Source organism: Vibrio sp. KUL78, assembly GCF_059725505.1.
In genome coordinates this window covers 57660-78431 of sequence record NZ_AP045839.1, presented here as the reverse complement: position 1 = coordinate 78431, position 20772 = coordinate 57660, and the positions used below count along the sequence as shown (strand labels likewise).

20 protein-coding genes and 3 pseudogenes are annotated in these 20772 nt (G+C 43.5%); 14 read left to right on the top strand and 9 right to left on the bottom strand.

What is annotated here, in order from left to right; all coding sequences use genetic code 11:
- Nucleotides 1-93: 93 nt before the first annotated feature.
- The 6 genes from AC6I8Y_RS26020 to AC6I8Y_RS25995 all read left to right on the top strand — a co-directional run bounded on the left by AC6I8Y_RS26020 (nucleotide 94) and on the right by AC6I8Y_RS25995 (nucleotide 5368).
- A complete protein-coding gene (locus AC6I8Y_RS26020) occupies nucleotides 94-1308 on the top strand; it encodes an argininosuccinate synthase-related protein (RefSeq protein WP_353500287.1) in 1215 nt (404 codons plus the stop codon).
- A 10-nt stretch (nucleotides 1309-1318) separates the two neighbouring features.
- Nucleotides 1319-2053, top strand: coding sequence for a 2OG-Fe dioxygenase family protein (locus AC6I8Y_RS26015; protein ID WP_353500288.1), 735 nt, complete (start codon nucleotides 1319-1321; stop codon nucleotides 2051-2053).
- Nucleotide 2054: 1 nt separating this feature from the next.
- Nucleotides 2055-2957 carry a DMT family transporter gene (locus AC6I8Y_RS26010; protein WP_498023326.1) on the top strand — a complete coding sequence of 301 codons (903 nt, stop codon included), beginning with the start codon at nucleotides 2055-2057 and terminating at the stop codon, nucleotides 2955-2957.
- A gap of 9 nt (nucleotides 2958-2966) precedes the next feature.
- Nucleotides 2967-3161: a hypothetical protein gene (locus AC6I8Y_RS26005; protein WP_353500290.1), complete on the top strand. Its 195-nt coding sequence runs from the start codon at nucleotides 2967-2969 to the stop codon at nucleotides 3159-3161.
- 63 nt (nucleotides 3162-3224) lie between these two features.
- Complete coding sequence (locus AC6I8Y_RS26000; protein WP_498023325.1) at nucleotides 3225-3911, top strand: hypothetical protein; 687 nt, start codon at nucleotides 3225-3227, stop codon at nucleotides 3909-3911.
- A gap of 131 nt (nucleotides 3912-4042) precedes the next feature.
- Nucleotides 4043-5368: an IS4 family transposase gene (locus AC6I8Y_RS25995; RefSeq protein WP_498016596.1), complete on the top strand. Its 1326-nt coding sequence runs from the start codon at nucleotides 4043-4045 to the stop codon at nucleotides 5366-5368.
- Between the two features lie 78 nt (nucleotides 5369-5446).
- On the opposite strand, the gene AC6I8Y_RS25990 is transcribed toward AC6I8Y_RS25995, so the two are convergent.
- The 4 genes from AC6I8Y_RS25990 to AC6I8Y_RS25975 form a co-directional block, all read right to left on the bottom strand.
- On the bottom strand, nucleotides 5447-6001 hold the full coding sequence (locus AC6I8Y_RS25990) for a hypothetical protein (protein WP_498023324.1): 555 nt from the start codon (nucleotides 5999-6001) through the stop codon (nucleotides 5447-5449).
- Nucleotides 6002-6497: 496 nt separating this feature from the next.
- On the bottom strand, nucleotides 6498-6704 hold the full coding sequence (locus AC6I8Y_RS25985; RefSeq protein WP_498023323.1) for an antitoxin Xre/MbcA/ParS toxin-binding domain-containing protein: 207 nt from the start codon (nucleotides 6702-6704) through the stop codon (nucleotides 6498-6500).
- Between the two features lie 120 nt (nucleotides 6705-6824).
- Nucleotides 6825-7589 (bottom strand): hypothetical protein, encoded by a 765-nt coding sequence (locus AC6I8Y_RS25980; RefSeq protein ID WP_498023322.1) that lies wholly within the window; start codon nucleotides 7587-7589, stop codon nucleotides 6825-6827.
- Between the two features lie 58 nt (nucleotides 7590-7647).
- The gene (locus AC6I8Y_RS25975) at nucleotides 7648-8031 is read right to left on the bottom strand and encodes a hypothetical protein (RefSeq protein WP_498023321.1); all 384 of its coding nucleotides are present in this window, start codon (nucleotides 8029-8031) and stop codon (nucleotides 7648-7650) included.
- A gap of 297 nt (nucleotides 8032-8328) precedes the next feature.
- Between AC6I8Y_RS25975 and AC6I8Y_RS25970 the strand changes: the two genes are divergently transcribed.
- Nucleotides 8329-9138: a competence protein CoiA family protein gene (locus tag AC6I8Y_RS25970; RefSeq protein ID WP_498023320.1), complete on the top strand. Its 810-nt coding sequence runs from the start codon at nucleotides 8329-8331 to the stop codon at nucleotides 9136-9138.
- Between the two features lie 324 nt (nucleotides 9139-9462).
- On the opposite strand, the gene AC6I8Y_RS25965 is transcribed toward AC6I8Y_RS25970, so the two are convergent.
- The 4 genes and pseudogenes from AC6I8Y_RS25965 to AC6I8Y_RS25950 form a co-directional block, all read right to left on the bottom strand.
- Nucleotides 9463-9702, bottom strand: coding sequence for a hypothetical protein (locus AC6I8Y_RS25965; protein WP_498023319.1), 240 nt, complete (start codon nucleotides 9700-9702; stop codon nucleotides 9463-9465).
- 165 nt (nucleotides 9703-9867) lie between these two features.
- Nucleotides 9868-10512: a hypothetical protein gene (locus tag AC6I8Y_RS25960; RefSeq protein ID WP_498023318.1), complete on the bottom strand. Its 645-nt coding sequence runs from the start codon at nucleotides 10510-10512 to the stop codon at nucleotides 9868-9870.
- 547 nt (nucleotides 10513-11059) lie between these two features.
- Nucleotides 11060-12880: an ATP-binding protein gene (locus tag AC6I8Y_RS25955; RefSeq protein ID WP_004735155.1), complete on the bottom strand. Its 1821-nt coding sequence runs from the start codon at nucleotides 12878-12880 to the stop codon at nucleotides 11060-11062.
- A 1736-nt stretch (nucleotides 12881-14616) separates the two neighbouring features.
- Nucleotides 14617-15420: pseudogene (locus AC6I8Y_RS25950) on the bottom strand (IS256 family transposase); the annotation flags it as partial.
- 79 nt (nucleotides 15421-15499) lie between these two features.
- Here AC6I8Y_RS25950 and tnpA point away from each other — a divergent pair.
- From tnpA to AC6I8Y_RS25925, 5 genes and pseudogenes are all read left to right on the top strand, one after another.
- On the top strand, nucleotides 15500-15811 hold the full coding sequence (gene tnpA, locus AC6I8Y_RS25945; protein ID WP_498023317.1) for an IS66 family insertion sequence element accessory protein TnpA: 312 nt from the start codon (nucleotides 15500-15502) through the stop codon (nucleotides 15809-15811).
- Nucleotides 15808-16161, top strand: coding sequence for an IS66 family insertion sequence element accessory protein TnpB (tnpB, locus tag AC6I8Y_RS25940; protein ID WP_498023316.1), 354 nt, complete (start codon nucleotides 15808-15810; stop codon nucleotides 16159-16161). Before tnpA ends, tnpB begins: the two co-directional genes overlap by 4 nt.
- Nucleotides 16162-16220: 59 nt before the next feature.
- Nucleotides 16221-17750: pseudogene (gene tnpC / locus AC6I8Y_RS25935) on the top strand (IS66 family transposase).
- 71 nt (nucleotides 17751-17821) lie between these two features.
- Nucleotides 17822-18415 (top strand): annotated as a pseudogene (locus AC6I8Y_RS25930) (tyrosine-type recombinase/integrase).
- Nucleotides 18416-18769: 354 nt separating this feature from the next.
- Nucleotides 18770-19642 (top strand): sigma-70 family RNA polymerase sigma factor, encoded by an 873-nt coding sequence (locus AC6I8Y_RS25925; RefSeq protein WP_498023315.1) that lies wholly within the window; start codon nucleotides 18770-18772, stop codon nucleotides 19640-19642.
- 40 nt (nucleotides 19643-19682) lie between these two features.
- Here AC6I8Y_RS25925 and AC6I8Y_RS25920 read toward each other — a convergent pair whose 3' ends face one another.
- Nucleotides 19683-19904, bottom strand: coding sequence for a hypothetical protein (locus AC6I8Y_RS25920; protein ID WP_498023314.1), 222 nt, complete (start codon nucleotides 19902-19904; stop codon nucleotides 19683-19685).
- Between the two features lie 71 nt (nucleotides 19905-19975).
- On the opposite strand from AC6I8Y_RS25920, the gene AC6I8Y_RS25915 reads away from it, so the two are divergent.
- Nucleotides 19976-20254, top strand: coding sequence for a hypothetical protein (locus AC6I8Y_RS25915; protein ID WP_498023313.1), 279 nt, complete (start codon nucleotides 19976-19978; stop codon nucleotides 20252-20254).
- Nucleotides 20255-20281: 27 nt separating this feature from the next.
- The gene (locus AC6I8Y_RS25910) at nucleotides 20282-20683 is read left to right on the top strand and encodes a globin family protein (protein ID WP_498023312.1); all 402 of its coding nucleotides are present in this window, start codon (nucleotides 20282-20284) and stop codon (nucleotides 20681-20683) included.
- Nucleotides 20684-20772: the final 89 nt, after the last annotated feature.

Below are 20772 nucleotides of genomic sequence, written 5' to 3'. Positions count from 1 at the left end.
ATTATCCTTTGCGTTTGGAGCTATTTATTTCCTTTGAATCAATATTAATACTTATATGGCCTTCTTTAAAGTCATCAGCAAAGGAAATGCGTTATGAAGAAATTGAGAAGTATTGAAGATTTATTATTAATGTCTACGCAATGTAAACATATTCTCACCCTCTTTAGTGGTGGTCTAGACAGTGCGTATTTATTGTCTCTCCTATCTGAAAGTAAAGCTAAAGTCACTGCTTTAGTGGTTGACGTTGGCGAGACATATGACCGACAACGCTTACAAATAGTCTGCGACCACTTTGATGTTGAATTAGCTATTGTGGACGCAAAACAAGATTTTATTGAGTACGGCGTTTTGCCCGCTATTCAATCTCAAGCTTATTATCTAGGTGACTACCCAGTGAGTTCATCACTTAGTCGCCCTATCATTGCCCAACACGCAGTCAACACCGCAAAGAAACTCGGCTGCGACGCCATTGTTCATACCGCTACTCAATCTCAAAATAGTCTCCGTCGACTCAACGGTGCTATTGAAACGTTAGGCTTTGACGGCTATTACGGTTCTCCATACGAGTATTCAGCGATATCAAGAGAAGAAAAAACGGATCACTTAGCTGAACAAGGTCTCATGCATTTTAAAGGCAGAGAAGTCAGTTCAGATTCTAACCTATGGTGCCGTGAGTTCGAGTCCGGCGTTATGGATAATCCCGAAGATTTCGCTGATCCAAATAGTCACTTTTCTTGGGCAGTATGGGAGCCAGAGCATCATTTGGAAAACCACACCATCAAAATTGGTTTTCATAAAGGCCACCCTGTTGAATTAAATGGTCGCGCAATTCAACTGAGTCAGCTAATCAGTTATCTAAATCGACACATTGGCGGTTATGAGATAGGACGATATGTTGGTTTTGACCATTTGGAAGAAGACGAGAAGGTACTAGAAATTAGAGAAGCACCAGCGGCCACATTATTGATGTCTGCGTTTAAATTGCTGTCCGTCGCTACGCTACCTACTGATATTTTGCGTGCCAAACGAGTCCATGATGACGCCTGGACTATGGAAGCTGTAGAAGGACGTTGGAACAGTTTGGCTCAACAGATGAGCTATCAGTATATTTCCACGCTTTCTGAGAGTATCACTGGCGATGTGACCTTCACATTAACCCGAGGCGCAGCGCTACCAAGTGCGATTTACGCAGAGAACGCTCGTTACTTAAAAAACAGAGACGAGTGGGAAAAGCTCGTGACCAAAGAGCGCAGTCTACGAACAGTGAAAGCTCGTGCCGGTTTCGATCTCGATTCGAACGTAGCGTAAGGAGTGAGTCATGAATACGTTAATTGCTCCCCACAGTACACGCATCACAAACGAGCTAGGCTCTAACACATACGCTTACGAGAAAGGTCAAATGTTACGTGAAGCGCTGTTTATTGATGACCAAGATATAGCTGAGTTTGCATCTCACTGGCACCAGCTCAAAATCGATAAGTATATGAACGATGGGGGTCGATACCGTTATCGTCGTTACAGTCAACTGATTAAGCTCAGACACTCAAATGAGTTAGTCCTACTTCCCCACGAACCCTATCAACAATCTATGTCCGTCAATTCACTCAATGGTGGCACATTACGCTATTTCGAGCCGATGACTGATGACTTTCTCACCTCACCATGCCTAGAACGTCTGCTTGTTTTCCTCGCTTATTGCTTCGACGATATTCTCGGTGAAGCTAACGACTGGAACATCAAGCTTCACCCTTACCGAATCCTAGCAAATGATGAGGCTGGACAACCGACCCCTGAAGGACTGCATCGTGACGGCGTCACTTTTATTTCATCTCTTCTCATTGCTAGACACAACATTCGAGGCGGCACGACAACGATTACCGATAATCAATGTAAGAAACTTGAGGAGATCACGATGACCGACGCATGGGACATCATCATCGCAAATGACGCGCAGTCTATGCATCAGGTCAGTGAAATAACGCGTGAAAATGTGGAGTTCGATGCTTATCGCGATGTATTGGTGATCGCCTTTACCAAGATCGAGGACAAATAAAATGCATATATTGTCAATTGTGAACAATGAAAAGCACCGGTGGCCAGTTACTGAAGGGCTTTTGTTACTGGTCGCCATTTTTTGGGGTACCAGTTACGGAATGACGAAGTCCGCCCTGGTGTTTACCTCTGTTCTTATGTTTATTGCGATTCGCTTCAGTCTGACATTTATAGCACTGCTGCCTGTAGTCATTAGAGATTTTAAGCTAGGACGAAATAAAGACTGGATAACTGCGATACCGACAGGCGCTATCCTCTCAGCCATTTTTTTCTGTGAAGTAATTGGTGTTTCAAAAACCACGGCGTCGAACGCTGCGTTCTTAATTAGCCTTTCAGTGATTTTTACAGCGTTTGCAGAGAGACTGGTGAACAAGCACGAGGTGAGCATGACCTACAAATCGCTCGTTGTCTTGTGCATTATCGGTGTCTATCTCCTCAGTCAACCAGATCTCACAAGCTTTACATTTAACTCTGGTGACTATTGGATCCTCGGTGCGGCTTGTCTCCGCGGTTTGATGGTCACTACGACAAAACGCCTGACAGAAGGGCACGTTATTTCAACGGTCTCTTTGACAGCCCTTCAATCGGCGACGGTCGCGGTCGTCGCCATCATTGCATGCGGATTGTTTCTGCCAATGGACGCCATATCAATCCCAACCTCACTATCATTTTGGTTGATGACCCTCTACTTGGTTGCGTTTTGCACCCTGTTCGCATTCTTTGTTCAAAACTACGCCGTTCGTCGCTTATCACCTACTCGCGTTTCTTTACTCATGGGGAGTGAGCCGCTATTTGGCGCACTGTTCGCAATGCTCTGGTTAGGAGAGCAATTAACTGCGCTGCAAGCACTTGGCGCACTGATGATCATCTCTAGTGTTATCTACGTGTCTTTGAAAAAAGCTTAAGGAAAACCTATGTACGTTGCTATTTTTATACTCTCAATATTGCTGATTTACGCCATCTTTTGTCTCTATACCATACAGAAACAAGTACGGGGTCTTATTGATGATCTCGAAAACATGCCCAATAAGAAACTCTCATTCACACTAGCCCTAAACACCCTAAATGGCTTGTATTCACGCATGCCACTTCGCTGGATGGATGATTAGGCTCTTAAGTTCAAACTGTTAGATAAACCAATGTGTTTCAGAATCAAATAGGTGATATTGAAGATGAGCCTAGAAAAAATCGACATTAACGTTACGGTCTACAATCACGCGCAGTTCTCATTTTCTTCGTTTAGCATCGCGCTATTCGACGATAATCAGTGGAACTTACCCATAGATGAGCAGACGATTTACGCTCGTCACTGGGCGTCAGATCCACAGCACGACGTTGTTTATGAAAGTGATTACGACCTGTTATCTTCTTCGTGCCCACTGACAATTGAATGTGCGATTGATGGAGTTGTGCTTGATGGCCAAAGCAGATTGGGCTGTATTATCGCGTGGCATGCAACTGGAGATCCTAGCATTCAGATTGTAAGCGGCGAACTTGACCCGTCTTCGCTCGCTTTCGCTCTACCAAACGATGCGGCTTCAATGCTCTGGGGCAGCGTCGATAGCCACTTGCCTGGTATTGAGTTCTTAGACAATGGAAATACGCTGTCGAAGATCGCATTAACAAGGCTTCTTCGCCCTCCACGAGGCACCACCACACACCCAGGTGTGTCCATCACCCTAGACCGCAGCAACACACAGTTCGACATCCATCTAGGGAGTAATAGAAGCTGTTCAGAGAGCCAAAATAGCCAAGTATCGGTGCTTGACCGAAGCTTAGTAACGTTAGGAAATGGCACGAATGTGACAAGAGCTAGCGTTGTTCCTATTAGTGTGGAGAAACCAAGCTTCGAGGAGTAGTCGTGGTGGTTTCGAGAGTATAGTGAGAGCGCACGCCCTAATGCCGATCAGTTAAACATTAATCGGCAGATCAATTGAATGATCCCCCCAGTGTGTAAAAATCCGATAGACCCTGTTTATCGGATTTTTTTATGCACGTTTCTCAAGCCCTCGATATCATAAATAGCTACAAACCTAATCAAGTCGAAACTCTCGCAGACCTCCTACCGATTGAGCTCATCAAAGATGCCTATGAGCTGACAGATACAGTCACTCTTAGAAAGCGAAAACTGACTTTGGAATCGATGGCATGGCTGTTGGTCGGGATGGCTATTTATAACGACAAATCTATGGCCGATATCATCAATATGCTCGATATTGTCGACCGCTCAGGTAAGCCGTTTGTTGCCCCGAGTGCATTAACACAGCGTAGAAAAAATCTCGGCGAAGCAGCGACTAAAGCCCTATTTAAGTGTACGCAAAGACATTGGTTTGAGCATGCAAGACTACCCAACTGGAACGGACTCACACTGCTTGGTGTTGATGGAGTTTTGTGGCGAACAGAGGATACTAATGATAATGCCGAGGCTTTTGCAAAGCCTACCAATCGTGATGGTAAAGAAACACAGTACCCTCAGCTACGTATGGTGTGCCAGATGGAACTAAGCAGTCATCTAATCACAGGCAGCGCTTTCGACTGCTATACCGTGAATGAAATGACGCTGGCCGAGCAACTAATAGAAACGACTCCCGACAACAGTCTAACCCTTTTCGATAAAGGCTTTTACTCTCTTGGGTTACTTCAGGAGTGGAGCGCTAAAGGTGTAAATCGACATTGGCTTATCCCAATGAAAAAGGGATTAAATTATGAAGTCGTTCAGTCCCTTGGTCGACAAGATAAACTCATTAAACTGAAGAGTAACCCGCAAGCTCGCAAGAAATGGCCAACGCTAGAACATGAAGTTGTTGTCCGTCTAATCACGAGGGTCAAGAATGGCAAGTCATATGATGTTCTTACCTCAATGACCGACCCGATGCTTTACCCAAAATCAGACATAGTTGGTCTTTATGGATACCGCTGGGAAATTGAGCTCGGATACAGAGAACAAAAACAATATATGCTTGGCAACCGCCTTACACTAAGAAGTCGACTTCCAGAATTAGTGAAGCAAGAGCTATGGGGAATCTTGCTAACGTATAACTTGGTCAGGTATCAAATGGTTCAAATGTGTCACACGTTGAATGGAGATTACCTGCCATACCAACTAAGCTTCAACGGTGCATTAGCCCATATTATGCGCTTACTAGTCGGCCTTCCATATTCGTCACCAGGAGCAATACCTAGGCAACTCCAGAACTTTTACTCAATAAGCGAGAGTTTAATATTAGAGCCAAGACGGGAAAGATCCTTCCCTAGAGTAGTGAAGAAAAAACCAAGCCGATATCCTAGAAAAAACAATGCCGCTCACCTTAAGTGAACGGCATTAGAGCGCACGCCCTCACTATATAACGTATTTCTAATACAGGGCGCCAATCGATTCCAAAGGTGTAATCAGCTATGCTTTGTCGGCTAGATATTGCTCCCGCGTAATGTGAAGACCATTATAGAGATCCAACAGTTTCTGAAAATCATTCACGTTTTTCTGATTCTCTTTTATACCTGTTTCAACCAATATCGCATGTAAATATCGATTTGATTCTTCCAAAGCACTTACTGTGTCGGTTAACTTCTCATTTTTTTTCTCAAGCAGCAGGCGCTTGCTTTCTTCTTTTTTGAGCTCACGTAAGTAGTGTTGCTTCAACAGGAAATATTCTATCTTTGAATCGATGAACGCCAATATTGAGTCGATATCACATCCACTAATGAATCGTGACCGATTGCCCGTTGGGTGGCTTTCGACAAACATAGGCTTTTGAATAGTTGACAACAAGGAACGGAAAAACTCAGCGTAAAGCTCTTTGGGAAAGGCGTATGTCTTCACTGGCCACAGTTCAACGTTGTCCGAACTAGCTTTCACTAAGTCTGTTTCTGAATACCTTTTCGCCGTTTGTTTTATCCTGACTTTTCCAGTAGTCCCCCCGTCCAACTTAACCAGTAGGACAATTAACACCTTCCCTCGACCTTCGAATGCAGATGGGTATGAGTCTAATAAGTGCTCTTTGGAGCTTATATATTCAAAATGAAGGCAATACTTGTACGTTTTTACTTCAGACTCGAATCTAATTTTTTCTAACTGCCAAAATCTTTCTGCTTCTTAAGATTTGACAGTGTAAGAACTCGCGCAGCTGCCGAATGTTCTAGATAAAACGGGTTTGTTTCTATTTGCATCATAAGTCATTGCTCAATGGAAAGTTCATCGTGAGATTAGACTTAGTTGACATGAACTGTGCGCTAGAAGTGAGAAGCGACTGGAAAGAAAGAAAATGGGGAATAATACGTACTTAGGTGTGGCGTTCAAGTATTACTTAAGTCGATAGCGACGAATGCACAATATTCACTCAGGACATGCCCTATCACTGGCCCTTTTCGTCATTGCTCCTTAGTAGTTACAGCCGCGCATGGACTGCTTTTACAACGAGTAAGGCTGGTAAGAGGCGACTAGTTTTCTAGTTGAAGTCCCCGTGTTTTAGTTTATTTAGTATCTGTCTGAGCTCTGCTCTGCCATTGACATCATTGACTAAATCACACGGCTTTTTTCCAGATAATGCAGGTATGGGCGTATTGAACCATTCTTCAGCCAACAACTGAGTACCAAATAATTCCAATGCGAGTGTCTGAATGTCACTGTGTTCCGGCGAGTAGGTGTTTTGCATGTCTTTAGACCTCATGAATATCCGTAGCGCTTGGTAACTCCGAGGTTTGATTTTGCCACATTTCGGATCACGGCGCGCTTACTATGAACGAAAGAGTTTCACCTCCTTCGTTCTCCATACTCAGACTCTTCTGAGTTTACGCAACATTAGCAAAGCAATAAGCCCAAACCAGGACATTGAACCACCACCACCTCCTCCTCCAGTTGAGGTCACGTCACCGCCACCATCATCTGGGTCGATCGGGTCTGGTGTATCCGTCCATGCAGTATTGAGCGCTGTGACATCTAACAACTCCTTCATAACCTCATCATCAGAAATTACAACAGCATACACCTGGCTATCGATAAGTTTGGCATCTTCAAATAGCGGGTGAATAGAGGTGAAGGGTACGAGAACTGTCTTGCTGAGTTCATTCGCCAAGAACTCGATTTCAACAGGGATAATCTCGTTGGTAATCGTTGCACCACTACCTGAAATATGAAGTTCAGCCGTAGATGGTCGGGTCGTGTTAATAGAGCGAGTTACCGTAAACTCAAACTCCGACTCTGCGGTATCCTCAATCGCAACCAACTTTAACGTGTTCATATTCAAAGGTAAGGCGTCGTTTGCTACCAATGGTGCGTAAGTATTGATAAAGCGCACCACATCACCATGACCGGAGTTACATCCTCCTTGACCGGCAACAAGAGGAGCACTTGCTCCAGTAGACACCAGTTCGTGCATTAATGAATACGCGCCATCGTCACAGATGTCACCATGACCATAATCCTCGCCATTACCAAGTGAGTCGAAAGATTGAGCTCCAGATTCATCATGACGCGCACCAAAGGAATGGAGTACTTCGTGAGCGAGAATGTACGGGTAACGTGAGTCTGTACGAGACATAACACCAGAAGCTACTGCACTTTTTTTAGTGTTAATTGAAGGAGTAGCATAACCGTAGTCATAATACGGAACAGCAACACCGAGAATCACCACCTTGACTATAGCCTAGCCCAACCGCAAAGTGACTAGCCGTATCCGACACCGCTTCCATTGTCCCGTAACCAAGAAGCCCACGAGTTTGACGCGTCGTTTGACCATTTGGGAACACTGATACATCTTCGCCGCTAATTTTTGCAGGTACAAACGTCAAGTTTACTCCTGCTTCATCAAACAATGCGTTAGCTGCATCAATTGAACGATAAAAGCCCACGATATCGCTAGAAAGAAGTACACCTGTATCGTTGTAGAACGCATCAGAATAATACAGTGAAATCTCAAGTTCAGTGGCTTGAACTGCGAAACATGATAGTGCGACCGCACTAGAGACCAATAGACGTTTCATGTAGCTTTAATACCTCCATGTATTATATGCAACTGATTGCTATTATACTATCGTAACTAAACAGAACCTTACATCTAAAAACACCATTGTCTTTACAACGTTAGTCACAAATTACAATGCAAGAATTGGACTTTATTCTTGTCCTTTACAGGCATGTCTATGGTAAAGATGTGTTCGCTGTCGGTGCACATAACCGCTGCCAAATGAAATGAAGAGTAAAAGTAACAAACCCAATGTAATGACTAACGCATTTTGCTATAGTTTCCACCTAACATGCTGTATTTAGGTGGATTATTCTTGTCTGATCTCGTACTAATGCCGTTCGCTCGCCATGAAAGTGGTAAAATCATAAATATCGCTGATGCGATCCGAGGAGACAATTGCCAGTGTACATGCCTCGGGTGTGATACCCCTGTCACCGCACGCAAAGGGGAACAGCGCGAGAAGCATTTTGCGCATCAGACAAAAGACAGCAGATTGACCACCAAGAAGTGCAACTATTCCCCTGCAACCGCCATTGCGCTGCTATTAAGACAAGAGCTACCAAACTTCGGCATGTTGAAGATTGAAGGTGACTTTCAATTTGTGAACTCCTGGGAGCAAGAGACCGGCACTCCGCCAGTTGACGCTATCGCTAGACTAAGCAATCAAGAAAGCGTTGCATTCCACCTACCGTTCCCCGGAAGAATCAATAGTAAACTGGAACACTACTACGACTATGACTACGTTTTTGAGTTAGACTCAAGCGCCATAGCCCACTCACTGTGTTTGAAAGCAATTACAAGCGGGGCTCAATTTCGGGATGTACTCGGAAAGAACTTTGATAGCTGGGCTACAGTCTTAAAGCCAGTCGTTAAGGAAGAGGTAATCGCAGAGCCCGTTCCTGTCGTTAGGCCATTCAACGAGCCCGAGCGATTTGAGCCACCAGCCAAAGAAACAGTCAACTCATTACCGCCGAGTGATACACAGATGTGCCTGTGCTGTGGCCAAAGGCCTGGCGAAAGAGCTAAAAAGGCGTTTTGCTACGCCTGCGTAAGTCAGCATGTTGGCACGACTTACATTAGTATTGCCGATATGTATCAATCGATAGTCGGGAAAATCACTTAATTCTGTCTCCTTAATCGGCTTTTAGAGCCAACGGCGTTACACACTTGTAGTATTTACAGATGTCGAGTATCGCCAATGTCCTATTGCCCGATCAGCCAAGCACTTAGAGAACTTGAGTTTTGCATGCACAATCAGAAGAGCTCAGCGCCTAAGAGTCCGATTAGACGTAAGCGCGGCAAGCGCCGTTACTACAGCCTATGTCGTGCTCGAAGTGATGCGTAGCCGATACCTTTGCTGATGTTAATAGCTCTATACACCCAAAGACGTCAGCGTTTGAACGTGAGACTCAACTTATCCAGTCTCACGTAGAATACTAAGCTGAAGCTAGCTTTGCAGTATTGACCGCCACAAACACTCTTTCTTCTGCATTCCATCAATGTCAGTAACTTCGACCGTAATGGGTGATTGCTGACTTAACTTAGTCGAATATCGATGCGTCGTCTTAATGTTGTAAAGCTTTCCTGAGGCCACAGCCAAACTGACGGATAGTTCACGCGCCAGCAACGCAGCAGTGTAGGGTTTGCCTTGTTTTAGCATATAGCTTGCTACTTCAAACGTTGTCATAATGAAATCTCCAACTTATGTGCTACTGAGTCTACCGGTAGCCACGGTTAACAAAGTCCATTACTCCCTGCTTTTTAAACAAGCCACCAGCCTTATGTTCTAAACCCTCTGAGTTTTGCTTTACGGAGATCTTCGGGCAGATATTGGATCCAGTTTTTCAGACCTTCAACTTGTGCGGGTTGAAGTGTGCAGTGTGTGGAAAGATACTGTTTTAAAGAAGAGATAAACTCCATCCCCCCGTTTATCTTGTGCTTCCAAGTGAGCAAATGTTCTATCGAGAATAAAAGCGTAAGCGTGGCAAGTCGCGAGATTAGCGAGGGATAGTTTTGGGCTGAACACTTTTGCTTCAATGTTCATGATGTAGGCGGCGTCACTTTCTGAAATAGTGCCAGTTCGAATATAGTCTTGATAGAACCTATTGAGAACTTGATAGGAAAGAGATCGGCCGTTATAGCGAAAATCAGAGAGGAGCTCCTCTCTTAGCAGCAAATACCCAATCGCTGCAGGTATCTGGCTACTGTTGGTTTCACCTGTACTCCCTCCTCCACTTCCACCTGACTGTCCGTTCTTTCCAAGTGCAACCAGCGACTTTGTTAGATCAGGGACGCTTTTGATGTCATTTACACCTAGAGTTTTGGCACAATGGGTACCGCCATAATGAATATCGCCGGTTTCGTCTTGCATATAATACGCGGTACCCGAAGACAAGCGATGTCCCTTAGAGCAGTATGACTCGGTGTTTTCGTCTACAAAATCCTTTTTGAGTATCCTCATTGGTAGCACCTCTTTGCTTTCAAACTTAATCAACATAGCGTATTGAACTACCTTCAGATTCCTCTTTAGCAGTCAAATTAACGTGGAACACTAGGCGGGGAAAGAGTCCTGAACTTGACGCATTTCTTGTCATCGGATAAAAAAGTATGATCGTAAATATGGCGATTTGACATACCAAAAAGAACAGATTGAGAAGCAAAGTCTGATCATATTGTCACTTCATTTCGACTCTTAGAGTACATAGAGTGACAATAAAGATTGATCGATAAAGATTGATCGATTCCTAAGAAGCTTTTGGACAGAAATCATTTAGGGTCGATGGTCTAAATAACCCTCAATTCATTACTTTATGTATTCTGAACCAGCCAAGCCCACACTACATGTGAAAATCAGTAATGAATAAATACTAATAGGCAAGGTTCTATGTTTTGCCTTATTCTATTTAAGCTGCATCCCCCCTTCAGACAACAGTTCCGATATTTCCCCTCTACAGACGACGTAAAAAATAGCGCATTCTAGCATTGAGGCTATCTCTTTTACTCAAAGAATCAACTCTTTGATTCAATATGAGTCGGACTGACATCTATTCCAACACGACATGATGATCACGACTCGCATTACAAGCCAGCGTTACGCTGCGTGCTATTAACTCCCCTAAAGAGTCTAATTGTAAGGGCTTTGTTATTACTCCATTGGCACCAGCGTCCACGAATGCTATGGCTGTATCTTTGGTAACATCAGCGGTACATCCAAGAATAATACCCTGAAAAGCATGCTCATTTCGTATTAATTTTGTCGCTTCTATGCCCCCCATTTGTGGCATTTGATGATCCATCAAGATTACGTCAAAAGAACATTCGCGCACCCTTTTAACAGCTTCTATACCATTAGATGCAATATAGGTAGTAAACCCTAACTTTTGACACAATCGTTGAGCAACAAGCTGATTAACACGGTTATCCTCAACGATAAGGACTGACTTACCGGAAAAGTCTTTTTCGCCTGAGAGCGTTCTTTGATCTCGGAGGGTGGTTACTCTTGGGCTTATCACCTTTGCCACAAAGCAGCTTCCTGAACCTAACTCACTTGTAACAGTAATATCCCCCCCCATTGATAAGCATATTTTTTTCACGATGGATAAACCTAACCCTGTACCTCCAAAATCGTGCATCGTTCTAACATCTGCTTGTTCGAACGCATTAAAAATGCCTTTTAAACGATGGGATGGTATGCCAATTCCGGTATCAGATACCTGAATACAAAGCTCATTTTTATCACTTTCATATTTTAAAACAACCTTAACCTGTCCATCAGAGGTGAACTTGATGGCATTACCCACTAAATTGTAAATAACTTGACGTATACGAGTTTTATCACCGACTAAAATTAGATCTTCAGGCAAGCTATTGGTGTCGAATATAAGCTGAAGTTTTTTTTCAGAAGCCTGTGGTTGAAAAGAATTTTTTATAGGGACCAATAGTTTGCTTAGCTCAAATTCTTCCTGAACAAAAACTAAACTTCCTTGTTCTAGATTTGAAAAATCAAGAATTTCGTTTATGACCACCATTAGGTGTTCACCTGACTCCAATAGCGTATCTAAGTGCGTCTGAATACTTGGATCTTTATTATCCGATATGAGTAACTGTGTCATTCCTATAACACCATTCATTGGAGTTCTTATCTCATGACTCATTGTTGCTAAAAACATAGACTTAGCTAAGTTGGCTTCCTCTGCCTTATTTACAGCTACCTGTAATGCTAGCTTGGTCTTCTTCAACTCTATAATGTAATGATTGAGATAAAGAAAAACGGCAGAGAATATTAAAATAATGAATAGTATTAAAGTATAGACGGCTGCTTTACTGGTTAAGAAGATGTTATCCATCAAACGTTCATGAACATGTTCCGCTGCTTCATCCATCTCTTCTGAAAACACCTGCCTCTCTAATTCGATTAATGAAACCTCTGGTACTATCTGTTGTTTTGCTTTAAGCATTTTATCAAGCAATACCAACTGTTTATCCGCAGTTTTTACGTACTCCTCAACTACAGAAGGGAGGGGATTTCCTACCCAAATCATTTGAGGAAATCTAACGTTAATGTCGTTGCTAGCTTCTTTTAAAGTGTTTAACTCAGAGGTTAGCTTTTGTATTTCAGAAAGTAGTTTATTTATCTTGTGGTCACCATCTTCTCTCTGAGTTAAATGTATATAGCTTCTCATGTGGACAAGGCTTGCAGAATGAGCAACGATTGAGCTTTCAGTGGCCTCTAGAAGGGAGTTTTGAGTTTTAAATGAAAAGAAAAAACTGAGAGTTATGCCTATTGCTAGCGCAATTAAAGCTTCCATAACATTGAACTTTTGTGAGTATTTATAATTCACTTGAGTCCTCCAGATGAAATTCATGGATAACAGGTATAAAGCTTTCTTTTTCAATATAATAAAAAAAGCAAGCAACCATCAATAACCAAACAATTAATGTTACCCATACCAATACGTTTGTTTTATTCACCTTCCAGCACCTCTTTTTCTCATATGCATAAAGTTTAGAAGAGGATAGCTTTAGTGGCTACTCAAGTTTCGTGACATAAGTCACCGGAGATAAAATGCTATATATGAGATACTTAGTTTTAAAAAGGGTAAAAAACCTAAAAGAGGTACAGCGAAAAGTTGAAGTTTAAAAATTGCTCCAACTACGTAGCAACACATCTCGGAGCACAAATGTTTAAAATAGTTGGAGTAATTCGCTTTTTCCCGAAGCGACCTTACCGATATAGAAAATCATTTTTGCTGCATGAGTCTTGTTGTCGGTACATGAGCATGATTTGGGTAAATTCCGGTTGTCTACGAACGTGAATGTTATAACCGAAAGTGATAATGGGGCATTTTCGTGTTTCATACCCCGCCATCAAGTCTCTGGACATAAGTTAGTCAGTTACTTTGTAAGCATGTCATAAACCTCATATTCTAATCGCCAAGTACAAATATTAAGATCAAGTCTCTAACCACAAGGAGATTTTAAATGGCAAAACGACGCTCTAACGTAAACGCCCCATGAACCCACGGGACAATTCACCCAAAATTTTATTAGCGTCGAAGATGGTATTTAGTGCATTAGTAGCACTACTGTATTTACTCATAAAAGTCACCAAAGAAAGCTTAATGAAACTTCGAAGCGAACTAATGATTAAGCTATTGTTTATTAAATAATTAAATGTTGTTTGATTTGCTCGCATTATGCATTTGGAGCCACCTCCATTATGCATTTGGGGTGGTTTCCATCGAGCATTTATGGCCAGATCTATGAATGATTTCTAGCACACTCTTTCTAGTCAACCATAGTTACTTATTTATTTAGGATTGGACTGTTTGATTATCTCTGAGTTTAACTCCATGTCATCCGTTATCTTGAGCTATACTGATCAACATTAAAGTCAGAACTACTGTCAACTCCAGTTTAAAATTGACCCACTTATCGACGTTATCGCCGAAATAAAACTGCAATTCTTTGTTTTCACGTCACTAAATGAATAAACAAGAAGCTAGCATTGGATCTATAAATTTCAACTTTCACCCCGTATTACATCACGAGGGTTCCACAACGATCAGCACGACAGGGATGGATAAGTTTTGGTAGGGCAAACGCACATTAACAGCATGTGTATGAGTAAAAGCACTAAGTGGGAAAGGGGCAAAAGCGTGTTTATCATCGTCAGTACACATAGCCTCTGCTAAGTGGACTCACAGAGGGAAAGTGACAAACATTATTGTAAATGATCAGACTTTATTGGAATCGATCAAACTATATTGTTGTCTACCGACAGCAGCACTTGCGGGCAATACACTGTAAAGATTGAATACCACGTGACAAAGAAACATGATGACGAACTTAAGGTGTTCAAGATTGTTAATGCTCATTGGATTCATGAGGAAGACGAATTTGTTCAATAATCACCAGACCGCGCCTTTTCACCGTCAACCTCCCAGACATTTAACGTAGTGATTCGTTGTGCATCTAGTAAGTGTTTGCATGTAAAGTACACTTTCCCATCAAGTTCTACTGCCGTGATAAGTGAAGAGTACCCTTGCATCCCCAAAGCAAACAATTGGACCCTGTAAATAATTCTGTGTAACTGTCGGGGTTACATGTATTCAGTGAGTCGGTCTTCAAACATAATCATAAAGCGGTTTAGAGCTTGTCGCCAGTTTCTGATCGGCATCGTCCACTTCTTGGAAGCATCTCGGATAGCCAGGTAGATCACCTTTCTAGCTGATTCATCTGTTGGGAAGAGCTTGCGCTTCTTAATCGCTTTTCTAATAACGCTGTTGAGGGATTCGATGGCGTTAGTTGTGTAAATGGCTCGGCGAATATCCTCTGGGTAGTTAAACAGGGTGTTGAGGTTGTCCCAATGCGCCGTCCAAGAGCGACTGATTTGAGGATACTTACTATCCCAGCGGTCAGAGAACTGCTCTAGAGCCAGCAAAGCCTCATCTTCTGTGGCGGATTGGTAGATTTTCTTCAGGTCAGTCGTCACCGCTTTGTAGTCTTTCCAAGGGACGTACTTGACCGAGTTTCGCACCATGTGGACGATACAGAGCTGTATTTGCGTCTCTGGGAACGCAGTGTTGATGGCGTCAGGAAAGCCTTTTAGTCCGTCAACGCAAGCGATAAGGATGTCTTTTACCCCACGGTTTTGAAGTTCAGTCAGCACGTTAAGCCAGAACTTGGCACCTTCCGTTTCAGAGAGCCACATACCGAGCAGTTCTTTTTGGCCTTCCATGTTGACGCCTAACGCAAGATAGACCGCTTTGTTGATGACTTGCTTGTCTTGACGCACCTTAACCACGATGCAATCGAGATAGACAATAGGGTAAATTTCGTCGAGAGGTCGCGACTGCCATTCAATCACTTGCTCAAGCACCGAATCGGTTACTTTCGATATCAGTAAGCGCGTCATAAACCCCGCATTCTAATCGCTCATCACGAACAATAAGATCAAATCTCCAACCATAAGGAGATTTGAAATGGGAAAACGACGCACTAACCAAGAATGGCAAACGCTCATCGAGCAATCTGAATCTAGTTCCTTGTCTACACTCGCCTTTTGCAAACTCAAGGAGATCAACCCTTCGACGTTTTATGCCAAGCGTCAGCAACTCAATAAATTTGAGGTTTCTCAAGGCTTCGTTAAAGCTGAAGTCATCGAAAAAACAACCAAGTATCAAGCTCAAATAGCAACGGCTAACATGACACTGCTCGTCAATAATGTTGAGCTGAGTATTCCACAAGGCACGCCAGCGGCCTATCTCGCAGAACTCATCGGTGCGCTATCATGAAACGCATGCTCAGCGCTCCAGAGATTTATCTGTATCGTGAGAGTGTCGACTTTAGAAAGTCGATCAATGGTCTTGCTGCGATTATCGAAAGTGACACCGACTTACCCTTGGGAAGTGGCGCACTGTTCCTATTCACCAATAAACAGCGCGACAAAATCAAAGTGTTGTACTGGGATAAAACAGGCTTTGCTCTCTGGTACAAGCGCCTCGAAAAAGCCAAATACAAGTGGCCATCAACAGAGAAAAAAGAGATGTTTACTCTGACCCAATTCGAGCTTGATAGGTTGCTTTCTGGCTTCACGATTATCGGCCACAAACCCGTTCAAATAAACGATTTCACAATGACTTAAACGATAATAAAACCTTATCTACCAAGCGTTAGCGGCATGATTTTAGTATAATGAATGCCATGAAAAAAACGCCAAATATCAACCCAGAAAGTCAAGATGTTGCCGAGCTACAAGCGATGGTGAAAGCCTTGATGTCGGAGAAAACAGAGTGGAAACAAGAGCGCCAGTCGCTACTTGAACAACTCAAGCTTGCCTTCGACCGCCAGTTCGCTAAACGTTCGGAGGCGTTAAAGCCTTACGATGAATCTCAAGGTGACCTCTTCAACGAAGTGGAATGTGAAGCCGCTCAGGAAGATGAGGTTGAGGTCACGACGACCACCACAACGAAGAAACGTGGTAAGCGTAAGCCACTTCCAAAAACCTTGCCTCGTGAGGTTATCGAACTCGATTTAGATAACAATGAAAAGCAATGCGCGTGCTGCAAGCATAGCCTGCATAAAATCGGTGAAGACCGCTGTGAAAAGTTAGAGTTCTCACCTGCCGTGCTCAAAGTGCTGGAATATGTTCGTCCTAAATATGCTTGCCGTCAGTGCGAGCAAACTGAAGACAAAAGCCGCATCGTTCAAAAACCAGCGCCGCAGAGCATAATCCCTAAGAGCTTTGCGACAGAAAGCTTGCTGGCCAGTATCATCCTTGGCAAATACCAATACGCGATGCCACTGTATCGCCAAGATTCACTGTTTACCCAGTCGGGTATCGAGCTGTCACGAACCACTATGGCAAGGTGGGTTATCCAAGTCAGTGAGAAGTTCGCACCGCTTTATGCGGCCTTGAAAACACACCTACTTGAGCAAGTTGTGGTTCAGGCGGATGAAACGCCACTCAATGTCCTCAAGGAAGATAAGCAATGCTACATGTGGCTTTACTGCTCAGGCGCAGACTCGCCAGAAGCCTCACTTCCCAACGTGAAAAATATCACCTTGTACGACTATCAAAACAGTCGCGCGAGGGCGTGCCCTGTTACCTTCTTAGGGGATTACAGTGGTTATCTGTAAACCGATGGCTCTGGTGCCTATGACGGTCTTCACCAAGTGACCAATGTTGGCTGCTTAGCGCATGCACGTCGCAAGTTCATGGATGCTAAGAAGCTTCAAGGTAAAGGTAAGTCAGGCAAAGCAGATAAAGCGTTGGCCAAAATCCAGAAGCTCTATGGAATAGAATCCCGCTTAAAAGGTGCGTCTGTTGAAACACGAAAAGCAGAACGTCAACAGCATGCCAAGCCAATACTGGATGAGTTGTCCGAATGGATGACAACTCAACAAGTGATAGCGTCTAGCCCGTTGGGTAAAGCGATAAAATACACGCTCGGCCAATGGCCGAAGCTCATCCGCTATATTGATGACGGGCACTTATCGATAGATAACAACCGTGCTGAACGCGCAATAAAACCGCTAGTTATAGGCAGGAAAAACTGGCTCTTCTCGAACACACCAAATGGTGCAGACGCAAGTGCGATGCTTTACAGTATAGTTGAAACTGCAAAAGCCAACGGCCTTATCCTTTACGACTAAATGGTCAAGTGTATGAAAGAGCTGGCGGAAGCAGAGCCAGATGTCGATGCGCTCCTGCCTTGGAACTTCAAACATTAGTCATATCGCCCCGTGGGTTCATGGGGCGGATACCCTAATTCACACCATAGGTACATTCAAAGGAGGTCAAGATGTGGTCTAAGAAAAGCGGTTCGACAGGACAGAAGAAACCATTCCGGTTAGAGGATATTTGGCGTATTCGAACGAGACTGGAGATAGAAGGTAATGTCAGGGAGCTGGCATTATTAAACCTTGCTATAGACTGTAAGCTTCGTTCATGTGACCTGCTGGCAATGAGGGTAAATGATATCTCTAGCGGAGGAGTTATTAATAGGCGCATTCGCTACAGACAACGAAAAACAAACCGTGATGTGCAGTTCGAAGTTTCATCAAGAACAGCGCAGTCCATAAACCATTGGTTGACTCAAAGTGGTATTTTAATGACTGATTATTTGTTTCCTAGCCCCCGTCGACCCGGTAAACCGATGAGCTACAGCTATTATGCTTCTATCATTCGTCGTTGAGCATCTGATTTAGGATACGATGCTTCTCTCTACGGTACACACTCAATGCGTCGCACCAAAGCCACCATTATCTATGCAAGGACAAAAAACATTCGCGCCGTTCAGTTGTTGCTTGGTCACGTTAAGTTGGACAATACGATTCGTTATCTTGGCGTAGAGATAGAAGATGCGCTCAACTTATCAGAAAGTGTTGAGACATGATGTCAGAGCGCTGCCCTCAATAAAGCCGAACCAAGGATGGCACGGCTAAACCGCCCTCAGCTAGGCTCACACGAATTCGTGAGTTAAACGCTTGTTGATGTTCCTAGATGTCAAATTGTACTTCATATCCTCACTATAATGCGTAAATTACCATTCAATCTTCTTGCTCTAAACTCAATGGATATGGTCATTCAAATCATACGACTTTAGTTTATTTTCTCTTCAAATTGTCTAAAGAGTATTAAATAAAACTTGTGTCATATAAGAAGTCTGTCTAGCTTTAGAAGGGTTAAGCGGTAGGTCGTATGTTTCGGTTTGCTCGATTAAAACCATAATGTTGGTCGAAGGAGAAAAATGATGGCTAGAGTGGCGAGCGTTTCAAGTGTTGATAAAGAAGCGAGTGCTGATTTACAGGCGAAGTATATCAACGACGTGGTCGCCATAGAGCAATTGTCGCCTGAGCACCAATATCACTTTGCCACATTAGCTCGTAACGGAGACCACGCTGCTAGAGATGTTATGATTGAGACAAACCTAAGGTTGGTTGTAAAGTTAGCACGAAGCTATATCAAGAGAGGTTTGACTCATCTTACGATTCTTGACTTGATTGAAGAGGGTAATATTGGGCTGATAAAAGCAGTAGACAAGTATGACCCGGAGATGGGCTTTCGCTTTAGCACCTACGCAGTATGGTGGATAAGGGAGGGTATTGAGTCCGCTATTATGAATACAGAACGTACGGTTCGATTGCCCGTTCATATTATCAAAGAGATGCGCAAACTTTATCGCGAGACAAATCAAATGCTCTCTTCAATTCACCATCCCCCTTCAGTTAGCGAGATTTCCAAACACGTTAATGGAGAACAGGGACATTTAGGGGAGCTCATCGAGATGAGTGGTTATATTGAGCCTAGGCTAACGGTTGACTCTATCTCTATCCCTTCTCACCTTGAAGCGATACCATCAGAGATAGACAAAGAGCCGGACCGCTCTCATCAAAATCAGAGTTTGCAAGCGAACATCGATGCACTCATCAATCTCCTTCCAGAAAAGTACCGCGATATCATCATTCATCGCTTTGGGTTGCACGGTCGCGAAGTGTTGACGCTTCATGAGATAGGTAAAATGAATGGCGTGTCGAAGGAACGTGTTAGGCAGCTACAAAATGAGGCTATTGGGACACTTCAACGAAAGCTAGACTATATGGGGTGGACCGAACGTCACTAAATCTAGATTTGCGCTGTAGGTTGATATAGAACGCTCAACACTAGTCGTTGTCCTCATCAAGAAAAGCGATATCGAGAACAAAGGCAATACCAATGAGAAGTAGCCCAAACTTTAAGCCGAAGCGAGCTATCAAATCCATTAGTCCAGTATGGTCAGCCAACAGCCAGTAACCGATAGAAGGGAAAGCGCCTAAAAGAACCAATACAAACCCCGTTGGAATGAGCCAAAACAGCGGACTTTTTATAACTTTAGTTAGATGCAACGATGACCTCCACCTGGTTGATTGAATGCCACTATTGTCAATCGAGTAGTCATACAATTAAAGGAGTTAGTATGAAATTATCACCGATTCTCATTTTTGTGTTTGCCGTTCCCTTCGCACAGGCATCACTCACCCCTCTTAAGGACGACAAGATTATTGAGTTGGCTCGACTGTCGATGGCAGAGCATTTAGAAGAAGGGTTGACTATCGATGACGCAGAGCTGGCCTTTGCTTTCAAAGACAGCCTTAATAAATCGGTTATCTATTTTGAAGTCAAAGAGCATAAAGGTGAGCATGAGTACTATATAGTGACGTGTCGAAAGGAGAAATGTCTCTTGAGCTACCGCTAGCTGACTAATCGTCAGAAAGGAACAGACATGAGCAGCAATGAAATCTTTCTTGATAGCTATCAACGATGCCGTATCGGGGTTCATTTCTTAACTGACTTCCTAGACCACTTTTGCGCGACCAATCATCGGTTTCAAGAGCGATTCGGAGCTGTCGACACAAAGAAGCAGGCGCGAATGCTGAAAGCTTCTTTGGTGCTAATACAAAATGCCTCGGCATTGGCTTCAGTGCGCGACACGGTCCGAAAATTAGGCGATAAGCACAAAGAGATGGGCCTGAACATTTCGGAAGAAGAGTTGGATATGTGGGTGGAGAGCTTGCTTGCCACGGTTGAAAAATACGACCCACTTTACAATGATGTCATAGAGAAAGCGTGGAGAGACGCACTCGAAGTCGGCATCGGGATAATGAAAGAAAAGGCGTGCCAGTAACAACGACCTTTAATCCTTATTAAGGACACTCGTTATCGCATTCTGTGAGAGGACTCTCTCTCAGAGCTACAGGTTTTTGTCACACACCC

What these genes read in the sequence shown, in the direction of transcription:
- AC6I8Y_RS26020 (WP_353500287.1), top strand. Translation starts at nt 94, where the DNA reads ATGAAGAAATTGAGAAGTATTGAAGATTTATTATTAATGTCTACGCAA.
- AC6I8Y_RS26015 (WP_353500288.1), top strand. Translation starts at nt 1,319, where the DNA reads ATGAATACGTTAATTGCTCCCCACAGTACACGCATCACAAACGAGCTA.
- AC6I8Y_RS26010 (WP_498023326.1), top strand. Translation starts at nt 2,055, where the DNA reads ATGCATATATTGTCAATTGTGAACAATGAAAAGCACCGGTGGCCAGTT.
- AC6I8Y_RS26005 (WP_353500290.1), top strand. Translation starts at nt 2,967, where the DNA reads ATGTACGTTGCTATTTTTATACTCTCAATATTGCTGATTTACGCCATC.
- AC6I8Y_RS26000 (WP_498023325.1), top strand. Translation starts at nt 3,225, where the DNA reads ATGAGCCTAGAAAAAATCGACATTAACGTTACGGTCTACAATCACGCG.
- AC6I8Y_RS25995 (WP_498016596.1), top strand. Translation starts at nt 4,043, where the DNA reads ATGCACGTTTCTCAAGCCCTCGATATCATAAATAGCTACAAACCTAAT.
- AC6I8Y_RS25985 (WP_498023323.1), bottom strand. Translation starts at nt 6,704, where the DNA reads ATGCAAAACACCTACTCGCCGGAACACAGTGACATTCAGACACTCGCA.
- AC6I8Y_RS25980 (WP_498023322.1), bottom strand. Translation starts at nt 7,589, where the DNA reads ATGTCTCGTACAGACTCACGTTACCCGTACATTCTCGCTCACGAAGTA.
- AC6I8Y_RS25975 (WP_498023321.1), bottom strand. Translation starts at nt 8,031, where the DNA reads ATGAAACGTCTATTGGTCTCTAGTGCGGTCGCACTATCATGTTTCGCA.
- AC6I8Y_RS25965 (WP_498023319.1), bottom strand. Translation starts at nt 9,702, where the DNA reads ATGACAACGTTTGAAGTAGCAAGCTATATGCTAAAACAAGGCAAACCC.
- AC6I8Y_RS25960 (WP_498023318.1), bottom strand. Translation starts at nt 10,512, where the DNA reads ATGTTGATTAAGTTTGAAAGCAAAGAGGTGCTACCAATGAGGATACTC.
- AC6I8Y_RS25955 (WP_004735155.1), bottom strand. Translation starts at nt 12,880, where the DNA reads ATGAATTTCATCTGGAGGACTCAAGTGAATTATAAATACTCACAAAAG.
- tnpA (WP_498023317.1), top strand. Translation starts at nt 15,500, where the DNA reads ATGGGAAAACGACGCACTAACCAAGAATGGCAAACGCTCATCGAGCAA.
- tnpB (WP_498023316.1), top strand. Translation starts at nt 15,808, where the DNA reads ATGAAACGCATGCTCAGCGCTCCAGAGATTTATCTGTATCGTGAGAGT.
- AC6I8Y_RS25925 (WP_498023315.1), top strand. Translation starts at nt 18,770, where the DNA reads ATGATGGCTAGAGTGGCGAGCGTTTCAAGTGTTGATAAAGAAGCGAGT.
- AC6I8Y_RS25915 (WP_498023313.1), top strand. Translation starts at nt 19,976, where the DNA reads ATGAAATTATCACCGATTCTCATTTTTGTGTTTGCCGTTCCCTTCGCA.
- AC6I8Y_RS25910 (WP_498023312.1), top strand. Translation starts at nt 20,282, where the DNA reads ATGAGCAGCAATGAAATCTTTCTTGATAGCTATCAACGATGCCGTATC.